Source organism: Acidimicrobiales bacterium (assembly GCA_034521975.1).
GTDB lineage: Bacteria > Actinomycetota > Acidimicrobiia > Acidimicrobiales > SKKL01 > SKKL01.
In genome coordinates, this window is the sequence record JAXHLR010000004.1 from 19,603 (window position 1) to 42,690 (window position 23,088).

General features: G+C 68.2%; 18 protein-coding genes and 1 pseudogene. 7 read left to right on the forward strand and 12 right to left on the reverse strand.

Features of this window, described 5'->3' with window-relative positions; genetic code table 11:
* Positions 1-679: 679 nt before the first annotated feature.
* The 6 genes and pseudogenes from U5K29_04475 to uvrA all read right to left on the reverse strand — a co-directional run bounded on the left by U5K29_04475 (position 680) and on the right by uvrA (position 9,721).
* Positions 680-1,015: an N-acetylneuraminate synthase family protein gene (locus U5K29_04475; GenBank protein ID MDZ7677785.1), complete on the reverse strand. Its 336-nt coding sequence runs from the start codon at positions 1,013-1,015 to the stop codon at positions 680-682.
* Positions 999-1,739, reverse strand: a pseudogene (locus tag U5K29_04480) (N-acetylneuraminate synthase family protein). Before U5K29_04480 ends, U5K29_04475 begins: the two are co-directional and overlap by 17 nt.
* A 49-nt stretch (positions 1,740-1,788) precedes the next feature.
* Positions 1,789-2,010, reverse strand: coding sequence for a hypothetical protein (locus tag U5K29_04485; protein MDZ7677786.1), 222 nt, complete (start codon positions 2,008-2,010; stop codon positions 1,789-1,791).
* Positions 2,011-2,043: 33 nt separating this feature from the next.
* Positions 2,044-2,286, reverse strand: coding sequence for a hypothetical protein (locus U5K29_04490; GenBank protein MDZ7677787.1), 243 nt, complete (start codon positions 2,284-2,286; stop codon positions 2,044-2,046).
* A 3,123-nt stretch (positions 2,287-5,409) separates the two neighbouring features.
* The gene (locus tag U5K29_04495) at positions 5,410-6,753 is read right to left on the reverse strand and encodes a hypothetical protein (protein MDZ7677788.1); all 1,344 of its coding nucleotides are present in this window, start codon (positions 6,751-6,753) and stop codon (positions 5,410-5,412) included.
* Positions 6,754-6,823: 70 nt separating this feature from the next.
* On the reverse strand, positions 6,824-9,721 hold the full coding sequence (gene uvrA, locus U5K29_04500) for an excinuclease ABC subunit UvrA (GenBank protein MDZ7677789.1): 2,898 nt from the start codon (positions 9,719-9,721) through the stop codon (positions 6,824-6,826).
* A gap of 1,412 nt (positions 9,722-11,133) precedes the next feature.
* Here uvrA and U5K29_04505 point away from each other — a divergent pair.
* The 3 genes from U5K29_04505 to U5K29_04515 are packed head-to-tail and all read left to right on the forward strand — an operon-like array spanning position 11,134 to position 11,587.
* Positions 11,134-11,307: a hypothetical protein gene (locus U5K29_04505; GenBank protein MDZ7677790.1), complete on the forward strand. Its 174-nt coding sequence runs from the start codon at positions 11,134-11,136 to the stop codon at positions 11,305-11,307.
* Positions 11,304-11,462, forward strand: coding sequence for a hypothetical protein (locus U5K29_04510; protein MDZ7677791.1), 159 nt, complete (start codon positions 11,304-11,306; stop codon positions 11,460-11,462). Before U5K29_04505 ends, U5K29_04510 begins: the two co-directional genes overlap by 4 nt.
* Entirely contained in the window at positions 11,459-11,587 is a 129-nt protein-coding gene (locus tag U5K29_04515; protein ID MDZ7677792.1) for a hypothetical protein, read from the forward strand. The genes U5K29_04510 and U5K29_04515 overlap by 4 nt, the downstream gene beginning before the upstream one ends.
* Before the next feature lie 9 nt (positions 11,588-11,596).
* On the opposite strand, the gene uvrB is transcribed toward U5K29_04515, so the two are convergent.
* Positions 11,597-13,621 (reverse strand): excinuclease ABC subunit UvrB, encoded by a 2,025-nt coding sequence (uvrB, locus tag U5K29_04520; protein MDZ7677793.1) that lies wholly within the window; start codon positions 13,619-13,621, stop codon positions 11,597-11,599.
* 29 nt (positions 13,622-13,650) lie between these two features.
* Complete coding sequence (gene coaE / locus U5K29_04525) at positions 13,651-14,259, reverse strand: dephospho-CoA kinase (GenBank protein ID MDZ7677794.1); 609 nt, start codon at positions 14,257-14,259, stop codon at positions 13,651-13,653.
* Between the two features lie 122 nt (positions 14,260-14,381).
* Between coaE and U5K29_04530 the strand changes: the two genes are divergently transcribed.
* From U5K29_04530 to U5K29_04545, 4 genes are all read left to right on the forward strand, one after another.
* Entirely contained in the window at positions 14,382-16,172 is a 1,791-nt protein-coding gene (locus U5K29_04530) for a GAF domain-containing sensor histidine kinase (protein ID MDZ7677795.1), read from the forward strand.
* A 23-nt stretch (positions 16,173-16,195) separates the two neighbouring features.
* Positions 16,196-16,843, forward strand: a complete 648-nt coding sequence (locus U5K29_04535; GenBank protein MDZ7677796.1) for a response regulator transcription factor — start codon at positions 16,196-16,198, stop codon at positions 16,841-16,843.
* Positions 16,844-16,980: 137 nt separating this feature from the next.
* On the forward strand, positions 16,981-17,172 hold the full coding sequence (locus U5K29_04540; GenBank protein MDZ7677797.1) for a Flp family type IVb pilin: 192 nt from the start codon (positions 16,981-16,983) through the stop codon (positions 17,170-17,172).
* Positions 17,173-17,258: 86 nt separating this feature from the next.
* Positions 17,259-17,477: a Flp family type IVb pilin gene (locus U5K29_04545; protein MDZ7677798.1), complete on the forward strand. Its 219-nt coding sequence runs from the start codon at positions 17,259-17,261 to the stop codon at positions 17,475-17,477.
* 84 nt (positions 17,478-17,561) lie between these two features.
* Here the strand turns inward: U5K29_04545 and U5K29_04550 are convergent, their stop codons facing one another.
* From U5K29_04550 to U5K29_04565, 4 genes are all read right to left on the reverse strand, one after another.
* Positions 17,562-18,491 (reverse strand): type II secretion system F family protein, encoded by a 930-nt coding sequence (locus tag U5K29_04550; protein ID MDZ7677799.1) that lies wholly within the window; start codon positions 18,489-18,491, stop codon positions 17,562-17,564.
* Positions 18,484-20,442 carry a type II secretion system F family protein gene (locus U5K29_04555; protein ID MDZ7677800.1) on the reverse strand — a complete coding sequence of 653 codons (1,959 nt, stop codon included), beginning with the start codon at positions 20,440-20,442 and terminating at the stop codon, positions 18,484-18,486. The genes U5K29_04550 and U5K29_04555 overlap by 8 nt, the downstream gene beginning before the upstream one ends.
* The gene (locus U5K29_04560) at positions 20,439-21,809 is read right to left on the reverse strand and encodes a CpaF family protein (GenBank protein MDZ7677801.1); all 1,371 of its coding nucleotides are present in this window, start codon (positions 21,807-21,809) and stop codon (positions 20,439-20,441) included. Before U5K29_04560 ends, U5K29_04555 begins: the two co-directional genes overlap by 4 nt.
* Before the next feature lie 98 nt (positions 21,810-21,907).
* Positions 21,908-23,083 carry a P-loop NTPase gene (locus U5K29_04565; protein MDZ7677802.1) on the reverse strand — a complete coding sequence of 392 codons (1,176 nt, stop codon included), beginning with the start codon at positions 23,081-23,083 and terminating at the stop codon, positions 21,908-21,910.
* Positions 23,084-23,088: the final 5 nt, after the last annotated feature.

Here is a 23,088-nt window from a genome sequence, read left to right on the forward strand (position 1 = left end):
GTCTTCGAACAAGATCGAGGGTGCTGCCGGGGGATGATTGCAGGCGAGGTGAGAGTGCAAGACGTCGACGATCGGTATCCGGTCTCGAGGGCCGAACTGCTCGATCTCCTCGGCCTCCACGAGCAGTTGGGAAAGCGCTGGCCATGTGCCCACGGGAACGGCGGCATGGTCTCGGGATCAGCTCGGCCCCATCGGCCTCGACGAGAGCGCGAGGTTTCGTGCGAGGCGTCCGTACGCGTCGTTGAATTCTCGGAGCGGCTCAAGGGCGAATCGAGCGAGAACCCCCCAACGTTCACCACGATCAACGGATCCGAGGGGTCGATCGAACACCGCTCGGAGCTCTCGGGCGAGGTCGACTACCCGCTGGAGCTCCGCCACAGAACGCTTCGCATCTCGTCGTCGGGAGACGCGAGGTCGAGCAGGTGGTCGCCGGCGGAAGAGCTCTGGCGAGATGGACAGCGGCGAAGCGCGTACGGATCTTGTCTCGGGGAAGTACGAGGGCCCATCGAGCTCGAGGATCGCGGTAGCTGAGGTGGATCTCGAAGCAGGTCCGGGTGGACCGTTGCGGCGGCGGGGCGACTCCAGTCGTGATAGCGCACAGGGATGCCCCAAGGTCGCCTGAACCGAAACGCCCGAGGGCCAACGAGACGGATACCCAGGTCCTGGTCGGCAGAAGTAGTCAGCGCCTCATCGCCCTCACCGCACGTCGCCCGACGAGCTTCGCCGACGATTTGGCTGAAGGCCTCGTCCCGGGCTGCGGGCTCTCGATCATCCGTCCTCCAGAGCGTCGCCCGGAGTGATAGCCGACCGAAGCAACCAGACTCTTCGAGAGGATCTCCCGATTGAGCATCTCGCCTTGGCTGAGCGAGCGGGGTGCCCGAGATCCGATCGCCATGTCCACATCGCGCACGTCCTCCACCAGCGATGCGTATTCGTGGGGTAGCAGGCTCGCCTTGTGGTCGCTTCCCTCCAGCGAGCGGTCGAGCGTCAAGTGGCGTTCAATGATGCGCGGCACCGAGAGCGACTGCAGCGACGTCGACCGCTGAACCACGCTCGTGACCCGAGTAGCCGACCGGAAAGGTACCGAACTCGCGCAAGCGATCGAGATATGACAGGTTGATGTCCTGGAACGGCGCCGGATAGGCCGAGTTGCAATGCAACAGGGCGAAGGAGGCACCACCTCGGGTCAGGCGGTCGATTGTTTCGACGATCTCCTGCTCCACCGACATCCCCGTCGAGAGCGACTGAGCGGCTTGCCCGTCACGGCGATGGCGTCGATCAGTTCGTGGTTCGTGAGATCAGCCGACGCAACCTTGTAGCCGACGCATTCCGTAGTTCTCCAGGCGCCGAAGGCTACGGAGGTCCCAGGGGGTACGCAGCGGGATGAGCCCGCGGGCTGCCGCGCGTGCGATCGAACGCTGGGAAGAGCTCGTCGGGCGAGAGCTGGAAGCGAGCGAGGAGGTCGAGCGTGTACTGAGTCCGAGATCCGCAGCACTGTCGTCGGGATCGCCGGCGTTGACATCGAGCGACCTCCATATCGCGCGTTGGAACTTCACGACGTCGGCTCCGGCACCTGCTGCGGCGTCGACCAGTTTGAACGCAGCGTCGAGACTTCCGTTGTGGTTGTTGCCGATCTCGGCGATCATCAAGGACCGGATGTCCGGCACGGACGGTCTGGCCCCCGATCCCAAACGAATGCGAACCGGGCCAAGCCACCGCCACCAGCCGGCTGTTGGCATCGACGAGGGGGACGACTTGATGCTCTGCGAGAAGAGGCTTCGAGGATCGTCAGTCGGCCGGATCGTCGACCCCAGCACTGACGAATCGGCGGTTGGCGATGTTCAGGACCGGCTGCTCGAGATCGATGCTCGGACTGCTCGACGATCCAGCGGCGGAAGTCCCGTCGGAGAGCACTCCCTCCAAAGCGCCATGGGGCGATACGCAGTAGATGAGGCCAGCTCGGTTGCGGCTGATCTTCGATAGCGCGTGGACGATGGAATCGTCGGCCATAGACGACGAACGGCGAGATCTGACGATCGACGATCATCGTCCCACTCCCTTCGCGTCCAGCATGCCAGCCGAGGGGCTGAGTACTTCGGCAATCATGTCCAAGCTCTCGACTGTGCTTGACCAGAGCCGCTCCTGTGCGGCAGCGATCTGGTCCTGCCTACCCGAACGAGCGACGTCGATCGCCTCGACGCGTTCGACGATCTGATGCCCGATGTCGTGCTCGGTGATCTCGACGCCCCACTCGGGATGCCCGAGATCCTCGAGGAACCACGCCATCTTGTCGTGACTGACCAGCGAGACGATCGGGCGACGGAGCCCGAAGGGATCATCTGGGCGTGTCCCCGCGCCCAACGCACGACATCGCATCGGCGCGTGAGCTCAACAGGATGTCGCTGGTTGCTGCGTTGGCGAGCAGATCGTCGACCTCGTACTCGCACTGCGCTCGCTCGAAGGTGCTCGACTGGCTGTGGTGGTCCTGTTCCTTGTGGCATGTGACACGACATCTTCGAACCGGTCCGATCGAGCGCAGCGGTGCCCTCCAGCGGCCAAGCGACCGAGGACCTCGCCGCTCGGCTGACCCGAAGCCTGAGCATCCGACACGGTCGAACGCGAGGTTGAGGCGCAGAACGCGCGTGCCGCGGCTTCGTCATGAGCCAGCCACGAGCTCGCGCAGCTCCGGGATGGAGCTGCCAGAAACCGTTGGGCAGGGCTGCAGAGCAAAGCGGTCTTCGCCACCGCGTCTGGAAGGTAGGCAGCCCGACACGGCTCGGACGCTGCCCCGAGTTGCGGAGGCCCGATGAAGGACGCCGCACTCGGCCAGGAGCGCGTGATGTTCTCCTGGAACGGCTCGTCGAAGTCCGGCTGGCCGCTGGAAGCGGTTGTAGCCGATACGCGAGGACGAACGAGTGGGCGCCGAGATGCGAGCGGATCGCCTCTCGGATCAGCGTTCCACTGCCAACCGCTCGCTGTGGTGTCGCTGCCCGCTTGGTCCGCTGCAGGAGAAGTGCCGCCGCCGCCGACGATCACGGCATCGACCATCCGCGGACAGCACGGTCCGCAGCGGGCGACGATCGAACCGATCCCAGAGCTGGATCGGGACCCACTCGACCGCGCCAACGGCGCCACTCGACTAAGGTCCGGCTGCACCTCCTCGAACAGGAGCGTGTCTGCCTGCGTTGCGATTGCGGCTCTCGTGGATTCCGACGTGGGCGATGGCTAGCGCAGCTGTCACGACGATGGCCCGTGATGGCGGCCAATGTACGAACCGGGCCCGACTCCAAGATCGCGCAGGCTCGTCGATGTCGATCGATCGATGCCGCACGATCCATCGACGACCGCGAGTGCCCCTGGGACGTGGAAGGTGCCGTGCTCGCGGCGAAGCGCTCCGCGAGCTCGGGCTGCGTAGACCGAGCCGTTCAACTCGTAGCAGGCGGTGGCTGCTCCTGCCGCTGACGCGGTGAGCTCAGTCCCACGGCATGAGCGGCTGCAAGCTCGCCGTCCTGCTGCCCAGGCGACGGAGATGCGATGAGCTGCTTGGCGTGCTCGGCGACGCTCACCACCGCGGGAGGACGGGCCGCTGTCCAGCAACGCGAACCGCTTCTCGATGATGTGTTCCGGGCGTACCGAAATGGGCTGGTGGGAAGCAGCATCAGGACGACGTCGGATGGCGCCCATGCTCAGCCTCGTCGGCCAGCTGTCGAGAGGACGTCGTGCACCACATGCACAGCGTGAACGCCATGCGGACCGCCAGACGATCGGGACGCCGCATGGCTCCCGGCGCCAGCGTCGCTGAGCGCGACGCCAGGATCTCCTCGTCATCCGAGCTGACCACGATGCGGTCGACTACTCCCGACCCATGGGCCGCCTCGATCGTCCAATGGAGGAGTGGGCGACCACCCAGATCCGACCAGGTTCTTTCGCGGGATCCCTTTCGAGCCTCCTCGTGCCGGGAACGACGGCCATGGCCGTCGTCGCCCAGTCGTCACCTGCAGCAGCGAGCGTCCGGGTTGTTCGACCAGGACGTTCGCATGTCGAGCGCGAAGCCCTGGCGTCGCAAGGTAGAAGAACTCGTACTGGAGCTTCTCGCAGCGCGTCGCGCTCGTCGCCTGCGTAGCCGTACTCGACCTGCGCCCAACCCGTGTCAGGCCGGGCCGAACGAGGTGGCGGACCTCGGTAGAACGGCAGCTTCTCGGAGAGCTCGTCGACGTAGTGCGGCTGCTCCGGCCGAGGACCGACCAGCGACAGGTCGCCACGCAGCGATGTTGAGCAGCTGCGGCAGCTCGTCGAGGTGACGCGACGCGCATGCAGCCGGCCAAACGGGCGTGATCCGAGGATCAGCCTCGCTGGTCGCACTCACCATCGTCCGTACCCGGCCGATCATGGTCCGGAACTTGAGGATGGTGAACGCCGTCGCCGCCCTTGCCCACACGCGGTCCTGACCGGAAGAACAAGGTCGGCCCCGGTTGGCGACGAGGTCGCCGATAACGAATCAGCGGGAACCACGGCGGCGAGCGACCGCGGCACCGAACGGCAGCCACGAGCGACGTCTGACGATTCGCTTCGGCCCGGGCGTACCGTCCGCGATGGACCGTCCCCAACGTCGAAGAGCAGCGAGACGCGCTCCAGCTCCGACACGGGCAGCTTGCCGAGCCACTCCTCGTAGAACAGTGACAGCGTGCGGACCCGGGTCCCCGACTGCGTGAAGCTCGGCCGCCGACAGCCCACCACCGCACGGAGCGGCCTGCGACCTGAAGGTCCAGGACAAGAACGGTCGCACCCGACTTCGCGAACCCGAACGGACCAGATCGCCCGCTCCTCGGCTCTCACCGGCTGGCCGCCTCAGTCGGCTCACGCCAACCCACCAGCGTTGCCAGGCCGCTCGGGATTCGCCGCGCAAGCTCCACCGTCGAGACGCGATGCGCTCGGCCTCGCCACCGACGAAGAAGACGCCGCTCACCGCGGATCGCGCGGCCCGACCCGAGCTCGGTGCACAGTCGGCTGAGCACCGCCACGACGCGGCACGACGAGCAGTCGGCGCTGCCGAACGACGACGAAGCGTGGAAGCGAGGGCGTCGCCCACGGGCCAACTGGACCGACCGAGATTCCAGCGACGGCCATCGACACCGCGGCGAGCGCCGTGTCAACGACCGCCGGTCGATCGTCGACCGAGAAGACGCTTGGGCAGTCCCGACGACGTAGCGAGCCGGCCAGCAGGAGGCAATGTACGCAGCGGCCCACGACAAGGCGACCGGTGCGCACGAACTCGTAGCTGCTCGGTGCCAGGACACCGACCATGAGCTGACTCGAGTCGAGGCGACGACCAGCGGGATCGCCAGGTATGGTCGCCAGCCCGGCGCCAGCCGGTTCACCAGCCGCGCCTCGGGCACCCGGTGCATGGATCTAACGGGGACTCGACGCCGAGGCGCCGACGAGCAACGTGGGCGCGACATCGAGGGCATCGACCCGTGGCGGCAGGCTGCGATCGAGCATGCTGAGTGGATCGGCGATCAGCATCAGCACCTGTGGGATCGTGTGTCCCCGAGCGGTGGTCGCTCGATTCGGCTCCCAGAGCGATCGCCACAGGCGGTGATGGGTCGACGAGGTCGTGCCGAGCCTGACCGGCATCCGTTCGGACAGGTCGCCGAAGGTCGATAGGTGAGGGTAACGACCGACTCGTGGCCGCTCGACGTCCAGGAGCGATTCGCCCAGCGTACCGCGATCGCTGTAGCCGCTCCGCCTCGGAAGCTTGCGTGCTCGTCCGTGCCGAACCGATAGTGGATCTGAGGGACCATGGCGCAAGCCCACCGTGAACGGGCTGGCTACGCCGAGCGCCTCAGCGAAGCGGACCGGGTCACGCACGACGGCCGTACCCGTGGCTGAGGTGTCGAGTGCCGGAGCCGCGCGCTGGCCCATCGACGTCAGGACGACGAGCGTGCGATCAGTCGCCTCGCACCACTTCCACACGTCGGCGATGCCGTTGTCGAGGGCGCGCATGGCCGCGGGAATCTCGTCGCTGTAGCGCTCGACCCACTCGTCGCTGTAGCGCGCCTCGGTCCAGTCGTCGGGGAAGAGTGCGTACCAGTAGCGATGCATGGCCGAGGCAACGTGGTTGGTGAAGTAGACGGCGAGGTCGGGATCGTGCTTGCGACACAGCTTCACGAACATGTCCGACAGGAGCATCGACTGAGCTACACGCAGGCGCTCCTTGTTCATCCGCTTCGTCGCCACCCTGGCCGCCATGGCCCCCACCCGGCCCATCGTCGTAGGTCGTACCCCGAGCATCGGCAGACTGGCTCCGGTTCCCAGGTAGGAGAGACGAGGCTTCACCGACGCGTTGCGGCCGCTCTCGTTGGTGAGCTCGAGATTCAGCTCCTGGAACCGCCGGTACTTGGCCGGCACCGTGTCGGGTGACTCGGCGAAGCAGTCGGGGATGACGAAAGCGAAGTTGCCATCAGCGCACTGCTGAGCGAGCGGCGAGGAGTGCAGCGTGTTCACGACGCCGACGCTGCGGCCGGCTCGTGCCGCGACCTGCCAGTAGAGCGGGTGCTCGGCCGGCTTCGGGTCGCCGTACCAGAACACCTGATGCTTCTCGTAGGGCACACCGCTGTTCATCGAGTACCACGTCTGGGACGGATACAGCTCACGATGGAGCTTCTCGGTCACCTCGGTCTCGACCAGCTGGCCTTGCTCGACCAGGTGCGCGAAGACAGACCCTGGCTCACGGCGGATGTGGTCATCGAGCACGCGTCTCGGGATCTCGTTCGCCTCAACGACCACCAAACGCCGCCGCGTCGCATCTTGGGTCATGTTCTGATCATCGGCATGGGGACCACCGCAATGAAGCTGCCCACCAGATCTCACGGAGCGCGTTCAGACCTCCACACCGAGCATCGGAGCGAGGAACTGGCCCGGTGTAGCTCTCGGGCGTCTTGGCGACCAGCTCGGGCGTGCCCTCGACCACCACGCTGCCGCCGCCCTTGCCGCCCTCGGGCCCGAGGTCGATGATCCAGTCGGCGGTCTTGACCACATCGAGGTTGTGCTCGATGACCAGCACCGTGTTGCCCTGGTCGACCAGCCGGCCCAGCACGGTGAGCAGGCGGCGGATGTCCTCGAAGTGCAGGCCGGTGGTGGGCTCGTCGAGGATGTAGATGGTGTGGCCGGTGGAGCGCTTGGCCAGCTCGCTGGCCAGCTTCACCCGCTGGGCCTCGCCCCCCGACAGGGTGGTGGCCGGTTGGCCCAGCCGCACGTAGCCGAGGCCGACGTCGACGATGGTCTGCATGTGGCGGGTGATGGCCGGCTGGTTGGAGAAGAACCCGAGCGCCTCCTCGCACGACATGTCGAGCACCTCGGAGATGTTCTTGTCCTTGAAGGTGATGTCGAGGGTGTCGCGGTTGTAGCGGGCGCCCTTGCACACCTCGCAGGGCACGAACACGTCGGGCAGGAAGTGCATCTCGATCTTGATGGTGCCGTCGCCCGAGCAGGCGTCGCAGCGCCCCCCGTTGACGTTGAACGAGAACCGGCCCGGCAGGTAGCCGCGGACCTTGGCCTCGTGGGTCTGGGCGAACAGCTTGCGGACGTGGTCGAACACGCCGGTGTAGGTGGCGGGGTTCGACCGCGGTGTTCGCCCGATGGGCGACTGGTCGATGTTGATGACCTTGTCGAGGTGCTCGATGCCGGTGACCGCCTTGTGCAGCCCCGGCGGCATCTTCGACTTGTAGATGCGCTGCATGAGCGCCCGGTAGAGGATCTCGTTGATGAGCGTCGACTTGCCCGACCCCGACACGCCGGTGACGGTGACGAAGCAGCCGAGGGGGATGTCGACGTCGATGTTGGCCAGGTTGTGCTCGCGCGCCCCCTTGACCGACACCCACTGGTCGCCGGTCGGCCGACGCATCTCGGGCACCGGGATCGACTTCTTGCCACCCAGGTACTTGCCGGTGAGCGAGTCCTTGTTGCGCAGCAGGCCCTTGAACGTTCCCGCGTGGACGATGCCACCACCGTGCTCGCCGGCACCGGGCCCGATGTCGACGATGTGGTCGGCGGCGCGGATGGTGTCCTCGTCGTGTTCGACCACCAGCACCGTGTTGCCGAGGTCTCGGAGGCGCTCGAGGGTCTCGAGCAGCCGGTGGTTGTCGCGCTGGTGCAGCCCGATGGAGGGCTCGTCGAGCACGTAGAGCACCCCGACCAGGCCGCTGCCGATCTGTGACGCCAGGCGGATGCGCTGGGCCTCGCCGCCGGCGAGGGTGGCCGCCGACCGGTGCAGCGACAGGTAGTCGAGGCCGACGTCGAGGAGGAACCCCATGCGGGAGTTGACCTCTTTGATGACCCGCTCGGCGATGATGCGGTCGCGCTCGGACAGGTCGAGCCCCGCGAGCACCTCGGCCGCATCGCGGATCGACATGGTGGACAGCTCGTGCAGGTTGTAGCCGTTGACCCGGACCGACAGCGACAGGGGCTTGAGCCGGGCCCCGTCGCACTCGGGGCACGGGACCTCGCGCATGTAGCCCTCGATCTGCTCGCGGGCGGTGTCGGACTCGGCCTCGGAGTGGCGGCGCTGCAGGTATGGCACCGCGCCCTCGTAGCGGGCCTGGTAGCTGCGGGTGCGCCCGTAGCGGTTCTTGTAGGTGACCTGCACCCGGCCCGGCGTGCCATAGAGCATGACCTTGCGCTGGGCCTTGGTGAGCTCGGCCCACGCCACATCGGTGGGGACATCGTTCTCGGCGGCCACCGATTCGACCAGGCGCTTGAAGTACGGGGTGCGACCACCGCCGAAGGGGGCGAGCGCACCCTCTTCGAGGCTGGCGTCGGGGTTGGGGACCACCAGCTCGGGGTCGACCTCGAAGCGGGTGCCCAACCCGTCGCAGTGCGGGCAGGCGCCGTAGGGCGAGTTGAACGAGAAGTTCCGCGGCGCCAGCTCGTCGAAGCTGGCCCCGCAGGTGGGACAGGCCAGGTGCTGGCTGAAGGTGAGCGACTCCTGGTCGCCTTCGCCCTCGCGGGGCACGATCTGGACCTCGGCGACGCCTTCGGCCAGCCGCAGCGCCGTCTCGAGAGAATCGGTCAGGCGGCGCTCGATGCCCTCGCGCAGCACCAACCGGTCGACCACGACCTCGATGGTGTGCTGCTCGTAGCGGGCCAGGTCGACCTTGTCGGTGAGCTCGTGCACCTCGCCGTCGATGCGGGCCCGGGCGAACCCCTGGGTCGAGAGGTCCTCGAGCAGGGTCTCGTAGGTGCCCTTGCGGCCCCGCACCACCGGCGCCAGCACCTGGAACCGGGTGCCCTCGGGCAGCTCGAGCACGCGGTCGACGATCTGTTGCGGGGTCTGGCGCTTGATGACCGTGCCATCATTCGGGCAGTGCGGGATGCCGACTCGAGCGAACAGCAGGCGCAGGTAGTCGTAGACCTCGGTGATGGTGCCCACCGTCGACCGGGGGTTGCGCGACGCGCTCTTCTGGTCGATGGAGATCGCCGGCGACAAGCCCTCGATGAAGTCGACGTCGGGCTTGTCCATCTGGCCGAGGAACTGCCGGGCATAGGACGACAGCGACTCGACGTAGCGGCGCTGGCCCTCGGCGTAGATGGTGTCGAAGGCGAGCGACGACTTGCCCGACCCCGACAAGCCGGTGAAGACGATGAGCTTGTCGCGGGGCAGGTCGATGGACACGTTGCGGAGGTTGTGCTCGCGCGCCCCGCGGATGACGATCGAGTTGGACACAGCCCAAGGCTAGCGCGCACGGCAACCCATCGAACACCTGTTTGATGAAGTTCGGCCGGTTCGATCCGATGAGGAGTGCAGGTCCCGACACATCGACGACCGCTCCGCCACTGGTCCAGCGACCGACACTCCTCCGCCTCGCCCACCACGCCGGCGCCTGCTCGGCATGCGGCGGCTCCTGGCTGGTGCTCGCGGCATGCCATTGATCGGGATCGACCGGGCGCCACTCAACCCCGACGGCGGCGCGCTCGACGCTGCTGGTCGAGCTCGTCGACGAGCAGCGGAGCGTGGTCGCACGCCCTACCCGCTCGAGCGACGCTCGACCCCGACGGCGAGTTCGTGCCGCTGGGACGGGGCCGCTACGCCGACGGCGAGATGGCTCCCGTACGCGTCGCGCCCCGCGTATGTCGCTCTGCACGTCGGTTCTGGTCGGGCTCGGCGGGATCTGGGCTCGCGATAGGCGCTGGCCGGCCTCGGGATCGCGCGTGCGACCTCGCTGTTCGCCGGGCTGACCGCCCGCCTCGTCGACTCCCGGGCTGCCCTCCCGGCGCTGTGGCTCTGCGGCATCGGCACGCCGCTGCTGTTCCACGCCTACGTGCTGCAGGGCCACCCCTACGGGGTCAGCCGCCGTCGCCGCGGCCGTGTACCTCGTCGCCCGCTCGTCGATGGACGAGCTGGCGACGCGAAGCTCGGTCCCGCGGCGCGGCGGTCGGCACTACTGATCGCGATCGCGCTGCCTCATCCGGCGCGAGACGGTCTTCCTCGCCGCGGGCATTGCTGCTGCTGGAGCCTCTGGCGCGCGACTGCGTCACGACGACCGCTCGGACCTCGCACTCGGGGCGGTGCGCGGGCTCGGCGCCGTGCTGGGCACCGGCATCGAGCGGCTCCTGATGAGCTGGGCCTACGGCTCGCTCGACGGCACCGAACGTCCCCGCGCTGCGAGGCGACGGTCCGTCGCTGCTGGTCGGTCGGATGCTCGCGACACGCCACAGCCTGCTGCTGCCGAGCTTCGACGACAGCGCGATCCTGAACCTCACTCGCACTTGCCGGACTGGTCGCTGGTGCTCGTCGGCGCCGCGCTGCTCCGTGGCCGGCGACGATCCATGGACGCTCGTGGTCGGACTGGCGCTGGCGAGCGGATCCGCGGCCGCTGCGCCTGGCGATCGACACCGAGGTGGTGCGCGATGGTCCCGGGCCTGCTGCTCGCGGCCCCGGTCCTGGTCGCGGGCCTCTTCCTGGTGCCCACGAGCGCGGGCGAGCACCGGGCCGTACCGCTTCCTGGCGATCACCTCCACGGTCATCGCGCTCGCGGTGCTGGCCACCCAGTACGAGTCCGGCTGGAACTGGGGCGGCCGGTTCTTCAGCACGCTGCTCCCGCTGGTCGCCGTGCTCGCCGGCACTCGGCTGGACCGATGCGCTGCGATCGCCTGTCGATCCGGCTCGCGCCCGCACTGGTCGGCGCCGCCGCGTGCGGCTCGGTGCTGGTGATCGCCGTGGTGGCGCTCGGGGTCCAGCACGACGCCCGCGCCTCGGCCGACGAGCCTGGTCGAGGCCATCGATCTCGCAGGTCGACGGCGACACGGTGATCGCCACCACCCAAGCCTGGCTGCCCCGCTTCGACACCGGCCAGCTCGACGACGCGGACTACGCGCTGGGCTCGCGCGCCGATCGAACGATCTTCCCGAGCTGCTCGAGCGTCATCGACCGGCGGACGCGGCGACCGACCGGGTGCTGGTGGTGATATCCGCCGACGACGAGGTGCCGCCGCGTTCGTCGGCCGACTCGGAGTGGACCGCGTCGGGCCCCAACGAGCTCCCCCAGATCCGAACCGAGCTCGACCTGTGGGTCCTGCAGCGGGAGCGCTGAACCCGGGACTCAGACCACCTCGCGCAGCTCGCGCTTGAGCTCCTTGATCTCGTCGCGGAGGCGGGCGGCGTACTCGAACCGCAGATCGGCCGAGGCTTCGTGCATCTCGTCTTCCAGGGTGCGGATGAGACGCTCGAGCTCCTCGTGGGGCAGGTCGCCGAGCTCGGACCGGACCTTCTCGGCCTCGCCCGGCCGGCGCTTGCGACGATCCTTGTCCGGCAGCGGGGCGCCCTCGGCCGGCCGGAGGTAGGCGAGGATGTCGGTGACCGCCTTGCGGATGGTCTGGGGATCGATGCCGTGCTCGGCGTTGTAGGCCTGTTGCACGCCACGGCGCCGGTTGGTCTCGGAGAGGGCCCGCTGCATGGAGTTGGTGACGGTGTCGGCGTACATGACCACCCTGCCGTCGACGTTGCGGGCCGCCCGGCCGATGGTCTGGATGAGCGACGTCTCGCTGCGGAGGAACCCCTCCTTGTCGGCGTCGAGGATGGCCACCAGCGACACCTCGGGCAGGTCGAGGCCCTCGCGCAACAGGTTGATGCCCACCAGCACGTCGAACTCGCCGAGGCGCAGGTCGCGCAGGATCTCGATGCGGGCGATGGTGTCGACCTCGCTGTGCAGGTAGCGCACCCGGACCCCCAGCTCGAGCAGGTAGTCGGTGAGATCTTCGGCCATCTTCTTGGTGAGGGTGGTGACCAGCACCCGCCCGCCGTCGGCGACGGTGCGGTGGATGGACTCCATCAGGTCGTCGATCTGGCCCTTGGTGGGCTTGACCACCACCTCGGGGTCGACCAGGCCGGTGGGGCGCACGATCTGTTCGACCACCTGGCTGGAGTGCTCGAGCTCGTAGGCGCCGGGCGTGGCCGACAAGAAGACGCACTGGCCGATCCGCTCCATGAACTCCTCGAACCGCAGGGGGCGGTTGTCGGCCGCGGACGGGAGGCGGAAGCCGTGCTCGATGAGGGTGGCCTTGCGCGAACGGTCGCCCTCGTACTGGCCGTGGAGCTGGGGGACGCTCACGTGACTCTCGTCGAGGACCACCACGAAGTCGTCGGGGAAGAAGTCGAGCAGGGTGTGGGGCGGCTCGCCGGGCCGGCGGCCGTCGATGGGCGCCGAGTAGTTCTCGATGCCGTTGCAGAACCCCATCTCCTGCATCATCTCGAGGTCGTACTGGGTGCGCATCCGCAGGCGCTGGGCCTCGAGCAGCTTGCCCTCGCGCTCGAAGGTGGCGAGCTGGTCCTGCAGCTCGGCCTCGATGCGGCCGATGGCCGCCTGCATCCGCTCTTCGCCGGCCACGTAGTGGGTGGCGGGGAACACCACCAGCTCGTTCTGGGACGAGACCCGTTCGCCGGTGAGAGGGTCGACGACGGTGATGGCCTCGACCTCGTCGCCGAAGAGCTCGACGCGGACCGCGGTCTCCTCGTAGGCGGGGTGGATCTCGATGGTGTCGCCCCGGACCCGGAACTTGCCCCGGACCAGGTTCATGTCGTTGCGCTCGTAGTTCATGTCGACCAGCCGGCGCAGGATCGCCCGCTGGTCGTGCTCCTCGCCCACCTGCACGAACAGCAGCTTGTCGCGGTACTCCTCGGGCGAGCCGAGGCCGTAGATGCACGACACCGAGGCCACGACGATGACGTCGCGCCGGGTGAGCAGGGCCGAGGTGGCCGAGTGGCGCAGACGGTCGATCTCGTCGTTGACCGACGAGTCCTTCTCGATGTAGGTGTCGCTCGAGGGCATGTAGGCCTCGGGCTGGTAGTAGTCGTAGTAGCTGACGAAGTACTCGACCCGGTTGTCGGGGAAGAACTCGCGGAACTCGCTCGCCAACTGGGCGGCCAGCGACTTGTTGGGGGCGATGACCAACGTGGGCCGCTGGACCGCCTCGATGGTCCAGGCGATGGTGGCGCTCTTGCCGCTGCCGGTGATGCCGAGCAGGGTCTGGAACCGTTGACCGGTATCGAGCCCCTCGGCGAGCGCGGCGATGGCCTTGGGTTGGTCGCCCGCCGGTTGGAAGTCCGACACCATCTTGAACTCGGCCACGGCCCGATCGTACCGAGGCCCACCGACACTCAGGTGGCCGCGTCGGCCTCCTGCAGGCTGCGCAACCAGTCCCAGCAGCGATCGACCTCGCGGTCGAGCTGATCGAGGTCGCCACCGTTGTCGATCACGAAGTCGGCCAGCGCCAACCGCTCGTCGCGCGGGATCTGGTTGGCGATGCGGGCCCTGGCGTCGGCCTCGGACAGCCCCCGCTGGGTCACCAGACGTTCGACCGCCACATCGACCGGCGTGTCGACCACGATGACCTGACCCATGCCCTCGCGCCGTTCGGTGAGCAGCGGGATGTCCATGACCACGATCTCGCCGCTGCTGGCCGCATCGGCCATGCGACGAGCCATCTCCTCCTGCACCGGGGGATGGGTGATGGCGTTGAGCTCCTTCAGCGCGTCAGGGTCGTTGAACACGCGATCGGCGACGGCCTGGCGGTCGAGCCGGCCGTCGGATCCGACCACCTCGGTGCCGAAGTGCTCGACCATCGCCTCGAAGACCGGCAGGCCCGGCTCCTGCAGCTCGCGGACGATGGCGTCGGCGTCGATCACCACCGCTCCACGCTCGGCCAAGCGGGCCGCGACCGACGACTTCCCGCTCCCGATCCCTCCGGTCAACCCGACGACGATCATCAGCGTGCGAAACTAGCAGCCGTGTGTGCACACCCCGGATCTTCAAGTCGGCTTGACGCGTGCCGATCCTAAGGGGTGGACGGACCCCTCAGCGACGGGTCCGCAAGGACGACCCTATGACGGTGACCAACCACGACGTGGACGACCCCGACGCCAGCCAAACCGACCCGATCGAGGACGACGCTCCTCGACGTGGGCGCGCACGCCTGACCACCGCCCGTCTGCGCAACGCCGGCGGCATCGACGACAACGTCCCCCTGATCAGCGCCTCGGCCCTGGGCGGAGACGTCGACCGCCTCGCTCCCTTCTCCTCCGCCATCCTGGCCATCCGCTGGGCGACCACCATGGTCTGCCTCGCGCTCGCCTACCCGAGCTTCGCCGACAACGACCTGGCGGTGGTGATCGCAACGGTGGTGGTGCTCACCTACACCGCACTGCGCACCGTCAGTCCGATCCGCTACCTGGGCGACACCGCGAGCCTGCTCGCCGTCCTCGGCGAGGTCGCGCTGTTCACCCTCGCGGTCGCCGCCAGCGGGTTCTGGAGCTCACCGCTGGTCGTCAGCCTGGTGAGCGCGGTGATGGTCGCCGGCTTCGCGCGGGGCTTCGGCTTCGCCATCCGCATCGGCGCCGTCGCCGCCCTGGCCATCGGGCTCCCCGACACCCAGCGGCCCGAGTACGCCTTCCAGACCGACGGTGCCATCGCCCTGCAGTGGACCGTGATCCTGCTCATGGTGGGGCTGATCGCCGGCTACGCCCGGCGCATCTCCGGCGAGGCCGACCGCCAGCACACCCTGGCGCTCGACCGCCTCGGTCGCCTCGCCGACGCCAACGCCCTGCTGTTCTCGCTCCATCGGGTGGCACAGACGCTTCCCGCCTCGCTCGACTACGACGAGGTGCTCGACTCCACCGTGCAGCGCCTCCGTGGCCTCATCGACTTCGACGCGCTGGCCATCCTGCTGGCCGACGACACCGACGACACCTGGTCGGTCGCCCGCCGCGAGGGCCTGCGCCTCAAGGAACATCTCAGCTCCGACGACCTTCCACCGGTGCTGCGCTCGGTCACCGAACGGCCCGAACTGGTCATCCAGAACGAGCTGGTGCCATCGAGCCCCGGGCTCGCCCCGTCGATGGGCTCGGGGATCTACGCCCCGCTGATCGCCCGCTCCTCGCTGATCGGGCTCCTCGTGCTGGAACACCGGTCCGACCAGCACTTCACCCGCCGCGACGTCGAGCTGGTGAACGGCTTCGTCGAACCCGTCGCCCTCGCCATCGACAACGCCCGCTGGTTCGGACGCCTGCGCACCGTCGGCGCCGACGAGGAACGGACACGAATCGCCCGGGAGCTGCACGACCGGATCGGGCAGTCCCTGGCCTACCTCGCCTTCGAGCTCGACCGCATCGTGTCGGCCAACGACAAGGGCAACGACGTCGCCCCGTCGCTGCTGCAGCTGCGCGAGGACGTGCGGGGCGTGATCGGCGAGGTGCGCGACACGCTCTATGACCTGCGCACCGACGTCTCCGAGGTGCAGGACATGGCCGACACCCTCGACCAGTTCATCCAGCGGGTCATCGACCGCACCGGGCTCGACATCACCCTCTACGCCGACCGGGGCGAACGGCTCCCGATCCTGCAGGAGCGCGAGATGTGGCGGATCGCCCAGGAAGCCCTGGCCAACGTGGAGAAGCACGCCAAGGCCACCCGCGTACGGGTCCTGTGGCGCTGCAACGGCAGCGCCGCCGCCCTCGAGGTCGCCGACGACGGACAGGGCTTTCCGGTGGGAACCGCCGGACGCCTCGACTCCTATGGAATCATGGGGATGCGAGAACGCGCCGCGAGCATCGGAGCCACCCTCGACGTGCTCTCAGAGCCGGGCAAGGGTACGAGGGTGCGCTGCTATCTCGCCCAGTCATGACCGACTCGACGATGGGAGAACGTGTGAGCATCCGATTGATGCTGGCCGACGATCACCGAATGCTCCGCGAGGGCCTGCGGCGGTCGATGACCGAGCACGGGTTCGACGTCGTCGGAGAAGCCGCCGACGGCGCCGAAGCGGTCGACCTGGCCGGCGAGCTGAACCCCGACGTGATCCTCATGGACGTCACCATGCCCGAGCTCGACGGGGTGGAGGCCACCCGGCTGGTCAAGGCCGCCAACCCGGCCATCCGGGTGATCATGCTCACCATGCACGCCGACCAGGAGGTGCTGGCCGCCGCCATCCGCTCCGGGGCCAGCGGCTACCTCGTCAAGGACTGCTCCACCGAGGAGATCGCCGACGCCATCCGGGCCGCGATCTCCGGCGACACCACCCTCTCCCCCGCCCTCGCCGCTTCGATGCTCAACGAGGTGCGCAAGCTCGACCCGCCCGAACAGGCCGAGGAGGATCGAGTCGTCACCAAGCGCGAGGAAGAGGTTCTCCAGCTCATCGCCGACGGGTGCTCGACCCCCGAGGTGGCAGAACGCCTCTACATCAGCCAGAAGACGGTGAAGAACCACCTGGCGTCGATCTACCAGAAGCTCGACGCCCGCGACCGCACCCAGGCGGTGCTGCAGGCGGTCCGCATGGGCATCGTGAGCCTCGACTGAGACACTTGGCACACCCGGTCGCGCCAAATGGGTCGAACGCACTATTCAGAACCTGGACGCCCACGCCGATAGTGAGAGGGACAGGAAGTGGTCCCAGTCCATGGGGCCGGCAAACCAACCAAAGGGAGTCCAACCCCATGCTGCAGTTCAACTACCTCAAGACCTGGCTTCAGGCCCGCTTCGCCGACAGCGAGCGTGGTGCGTCGCTGGTCGAGTACGCCCTCCTCGTGGCCCTCATCGCCGTGGTGTGCATCGCCGCCATCACCCTGCTGGGCACCGCCGCCAGCGAGAAGTTCGAGAGCGTCGAGTCGGCCATCTCCGGCGCCTGATCCGTTACCCCGGACGCGATGAGGAAGGGGGAGCAGGCCTCTGGCCCGCTCCCCCTTCTTCGTTCTCCGGCAAGGAGAGGTTCCACATGAGCCACGAAACGAACAAGCGCAAGACGAACGGTCTCACGCAGGCGGCAGGCGAGCATCCACCGGCCAGGACGTGGCGGGACCGGGGAGCGTCGCTCGTCGAGTACGCCCTCCTGCTCGCCCTCATCGCCGTCGTCTGCGTCGGCGCCCTGCAGGTGCTGGGCACCTCCCTCGACGAACGCATCGAGGACGACGCCACCCAGCTCAGCGACGCGTGAGACTGATCGCATCCTTCCAGGCCAGTTGACGCCGGCTAGATGTGCGCAGCCCGCCCCAGGGGCGGGCTGCGGCGCGTCATGCCCTCAGAACGAGCGGCTGATGTTGATGGCGGCGGGGCCGAGCACCACCACGAACAACGCCGGGAAGATGCAGAACACCATGGGCACCATCATCTTGACTGGGGCCTTCTGGGCCCGCTCCTGGGCCAGCTGACGGCGCTTGATGCGCATCTCGTCGGCCTGGGATCGAAGGACCCGGCCGATGGACACGCCGAAGGTGTCGGCCTGGAGGATCGAGAGCACGAAGGAGCGCATCTCGGGGATGTCGGTGCGCTTCTCCATGGCCCGCATGGCATCGGCACGAGTGGCGCCGGCCCGGACCTCGCCGAGCATCCGGGTGAACTCGTCGGACAGCGCACCCGGCACGGCGGTGACCACCCGGTCGATGGCCTGCTCGAAGCCCAGACCGGCCTCGACGCTGATGACCAGAAGATCCATGACGTCGGGGAGCGTGCGGCGTAGCTGGTACTGGCGCTCTTCGACCTTGCGGTTGAGGATCGCGTCGGGACCGGCGATGAACGCGAAGAGGATGAGCCCGAGCGTGGCGAAGAGGAACAGCCCCTCCCAGTCGAGCGGGTTGACGAGGTAGAACGCCAGCGCGGCGACAGGCGCCGCCACCACGGTGACGACCCGGACGGCGAGGAATCGGTCGGCCGAGTCGGGGCTCCGGTAGCCGGCCTGGACAAGCTTCCTCTTGGCTCCCTCGACGTAGCCGACCGGGGTGAAGCGCTGCCCGAGCCCGGTGAGCCCGGCGAGGATCGGCTTGAAGGCACGATCGGCGAGGGGAGCCAACAGCTCCTGGTCGCGGACGTTCTCGACCTCGTAGCCGTCGAGCGCCCGCAGCGACTCGCGCACCACCGACTTGTCCTCGACCCGGGAGCCGATGAAGAAGATGAGCAGACCGATGCCGAGGCCGAGGCCGCCGACCAGCAGCTCGAGGGGAAGGTCAGACATCAACGTCGATCACCTTCTTCATCCAGACGAACCCGATCAGCGCCAAGACGATCGAACCGCCGAGCATCATCTGGCCGATCGTCTCCTCGAACAGCACACCCATGTAGTCGGGGTTGCCCAGGTAGAGCACCACCCCGAGCCCCACCGGGAGAAGCCCGAGCACGAAGGCGCTGACCCGGCCCTCGGCGGTGAGCGCGTTGACGTCGCGCCGGAGGCGCTCGCGCTGGGTCATGGTGTCGGCGACGGTGACCAGCAGCTCGGCCAGGTTGCCGCCGACCTCGCGCTGGATGCGGATGGCCATGACCGCCCAGGCGAAGTCGGCGCTGTCCATGCGGGTGGCCGAGGCCTCCATCGACTCCTCGAGGGGACGGCCGAGCCGGGCTTCGGTGATGATGCGCCGCAGCTCCTTGCCCATCGGCTCGCCCACCTCGCGCGACACCGCCTCGACACCCTGCATGAGCGAGTAGCCGGCCCGCAGCGTGCCGGCCAGGAGCTGGAGGGTGTCGGGCAGCAACCCCTCGAACTTCTTCTGGCGGCGCCCGGCGACGAAGGTGATGATCGCCGGCGGCAGCAGCCCGACCAGCGCCGTCACGACCAGGGCACCGAGGATGTTGCCGCCGGTGAGGGCGAAGGCCAGGCCGGCGAGGAGCACGACGCCCGCGGCGTAGAAGAACATGGCCTCCGCGGCGCGCAACGGAAGGTCGGAACGTTCGAGGGTCGCCTCGGTCTTGGCCAGGAACCCCCGACGCTCGGCGAACTGCTCGGTGAGACCCACCGCCCGCTGGATGAACGCGGTCTTGGCGTAGCCCGAGCCGTCGTCATCGCCGTCGTCGGAGGAGAGCGCGGGTCCCTCGGTGTAGACCTCGAGGGCGGTGTCGAGCGACGAGCGGTCGGGCAGGACCAACATGCCGATGGCGAAGGCGGCGAGCACCGCCGCCACCACCGCCGCGAACACGCCGATGAGCTTGCCGTTCTCACGCAGGAAGTCCACCCCGCCCGGCTGCTCGGGCTCGACCGGTTGGAGTGCGGTCGCTCCCGCCACCACCGAACCGGTGATGAACGAGATCTCGACCGACTCGCCGTCGACCTGGAGGGTGAGGTCGATCGGACCCGAGGTGGTGGAGGGATAGGAGACCAGGTAGTGGCGCTCGACCTGTTGGGCGTAGTCGTCGAGGTAGCCGGGCACCGCGTCGAGGTTGACCGTGCCGGTGTAGGTGCCGCCGGTGGCGCCGACCACCGACCGCAGGAACCCCTCGTCGGCACCGGCGCCCCGATCCTCGAGGGCGACCACCCAGCTGGCTGCACCCGTGGTGGTCATGGCTCCGCGGGCACGGGACCCCGTGACGCCGCCGCTGTTGGAGCCGGCGACGACCATCACGAGGTGCGACGCCAGCTCGCCCTCGCTGTCGATCATGCGGGCGGCGGCGTCGATGCCCGAGGTGGTCGACGGAGAACCCGAGGACAACACCAGCGCGTCGAGGGCGCCAAGCAGGGCTTCGGTGTCGCTGGTGGGCCGCTGCACCACCCGGGCGCCGCCGCCCAAGGAGACGATGCCCATCCGCTGGCCCTCGGGGCGGTCGGCGATGACGTCCTCGAGCGCCCGCTTGGTGCGGGTGAGGGCATCGCCGGGCTCCATGGCCTCAGAGGTGTCGATGGCCAGCACCACCAGGGTGTCGCTGCCGGGCACCGGCGCGACCTCGGACGGGCTGACCTCGGTGCCGTTCTCGACGATGGTGGCGGATTCGACCGCCGACGCGGGACCGCTGTAGCCGACCAGGAGGTCGATCGTGCCCGGCTCGCGTGCGTCGACCGACTGCACGCTGAGGTACTGCAGCGCCTCGTCGGCACCGTCGTCGCCATTGTCGCCGTTGTCCTGGGCGGCGGCCAGCGAGCCGCCCAACAGGACCGAGACGAGGGTGAGGACGACGAACCCCGCCAGGCGTCGTCTCAACGTTCGACCGCCTTGCGTCCGGTGGGTTCGGGCTGGAACACCTCGGCACCCATGCGGATGCCCAGATCGGAGAGCTTCTCGGCGAACTTGGGGCGCACACCCGTGGCCTTGAGGTGGCCACGGAACCGGCCGTGCTCGTCGACGCCCATGTGGTAGTCGAACAAGAAGATGTCCTGGAGGGTGATCACGTCGCCCTCCATGCCCTGCACCTCGGTGATGTGGGTGATGCGGCGGGTGCCGTCACGCAGGCGGGAGAGATGCACGACCAGATCGAGCGCCGAGGCCATCTGTTCGCGGATGGCCCGGATCGGCAGGTCGAACCCGGCCATGAGGGTCATGGTCTCGATGCGCGACAGCGTGTCGCGGGGGCTGTTGGAGTGCACCGTGGTGATCGAGCCGTCGTGGCCGGTGTTCATGGCCTGCAGCATGTCGAGCGCCTCACCGGCACGGCACTCGCCGACCACGATGCGGTCGGGCCTCATCCGGAGGCAGTTCTTGACCAGGTCGCGGATGGTGACCTGTCCCCTGCCCTCGATGTTGGGCGGGCGGGCCTCGAGCGACAACACGTGGTCCTGGTGGAGCTGGAGCTCCTTGGCGTCCTCGACGGTGACGATGCGCTCGTCGGAGGGGATGAACGACGACAACACGTTCAAGGTGGTGGTCTTGCCGGTGCCGGTACCGCCCGAGACGATGATGTTGAGCCGCCCCACCACGCAGGCCTGCAGGAACCGGGCCGACTGGGCGTTGAGCGTGCCGAAGCGGATCAGGTCGTCGATCTGGAGCGGATCGGTCGCGAACTTGCGGATCGTGAGGTACGGACCGCCGATGGCCAGCGGGTGGATGATCGCGTTGACCCGTGAGCCGTCGGGGAGCCGGGCGTCGACCATCGGGTTCGACTCGTCGATGCGGCGACCGACCTGGCCGACGATCTTGTCGATGATGCGCCGCAGGTGGGTCTCGTCGACGAACGACGCCGAGTCCTTCTCGATGCGGCCCGTTCGTTCGACATAGACGCTGTCGGGGCCGTTCACCATGATCTCGGTGACCGCCTCCTCCTTGAGCAGGCGATCGATGGGCCCGTACCCGAGGATGTCGTCGGAGACGTCCTGGATGAGCTGGGCCTTGTCGGCCGCGGTGAGCGGCGTGCGCTCCTGGGCCAGCGCGGTCTGGAGCTGGTCGTGCACCCGCCGCCGCAGGTCCTCCTCGCTGAGCCGCTTGTCGTAGAGGATCGGGCCCAGCTCGTCGATGAGATGGTGGTGGATCCGCTGGCGGAGCTCGTCGAGCACCGGATCGCGGCGCGCCGCCGAGATCCCGGTTGCCGGTGCGCTTCCGCCCTGTTGTTCGTGGAGTCGCTTGTACAACGACATCGTGACCTGCCCTCACCTGGTGGAGACGATTGCTGGAGTCGTGATCTGGGAGTGTGGGATCTGGAGTCGTGGTTGGAGGGTGCCACAGCACCCGGCGTTCACTTCCGGCGACGGTCCCCGGGGGCCATGAAATGCCCGGCGAGCTCCTCGATGGCCTTGGTGACCCCGGACTTGGGGGCGGTGAGCACCACCGGGGTGCCCTTGTTGACCGCTTGGGGGACGATCACGTCGGAGGGGATCAGCGCCGTTGCCTTCACCCCGAGGGTCTTTTCGACCTCGTTGACCTCGAGCTTCACCTTGGAGTTCGCCCGGTTGAGGATGAGGTGCAGCTTCTCCATCGGGGTGTTCAGCAGCTTCAGGGTCTGCAGGCCGATCTTGACGTTCTTGATGTTGGGGATGTCCATGCCCGCCACCAGCAACACGTCGTCGCTGGCCTCGATGAGGCCCAGCACCACGTCGTTGAAGTAGGCGGGGGTGTCGACCACGACGTGGGAGCAGAAGGTGCGCAGGAGGTCGATGATGCGGACCATCTCCTCGGCGCCGATCTGGTCGGCGAAGGCCGGCTCGAGGGGAGCCGGCAGGACCAGCAGGCCCGATCCCTCGTGGGTGACCAGCAGGCTCTGGAGCAGCGAGGCGTCGAGCTTCTGGATGGAGCTGACGGCGTCGACGATGGTGTGCTGCGGGGCGAGCTTGAGCATGACCGCCACGTCGCCGAACTGCAGATCGGCATCGACCAGCACCACGGGGCGGTCGCTGCGCATGGCGAGCACCACCGCCAGGTTGGCAGCGATGACCGACTTGCCGGAACCGCCCTTGGTGGAGAACACCGTGGTGACCCGGCCGAGCTCGCCGGTCTCGGGCAACACCTCGCTCCCGGCCCCCTGGGGCGCCCCACCACCACCGCCGACAGGGGCGATCGTGTCGGCGACGCGCTGCACCGTGGCCAGCAGCTGGTTGGTCTCGACCGGAGCGGCGAGCACGTCGCGGACCCCGGCCCGCAGCGCCTGTTGGAGCAGCTCGGTGGTGAGCTCCTCGGTCAACAAGATGGCACCGACCTCGCGATGCACCCGCACCAGCTCCTCGACCGCGGTGAGCTCGGGGCCGTGGGCACACGACGGGCCGAGCACGGCGACGACCGGGCTGCCCAGCAGCCGGCTGGTCAGCTCGCCGACGCTGCCGAAGGTGGTGGCGCCCTCGCCCAGCTGCATCGCCAAGCGGTTGCGGACCGACTGATCGAAGTCGACAACAGCGATCGCAACTCCGGCGGGCATCATCTGGG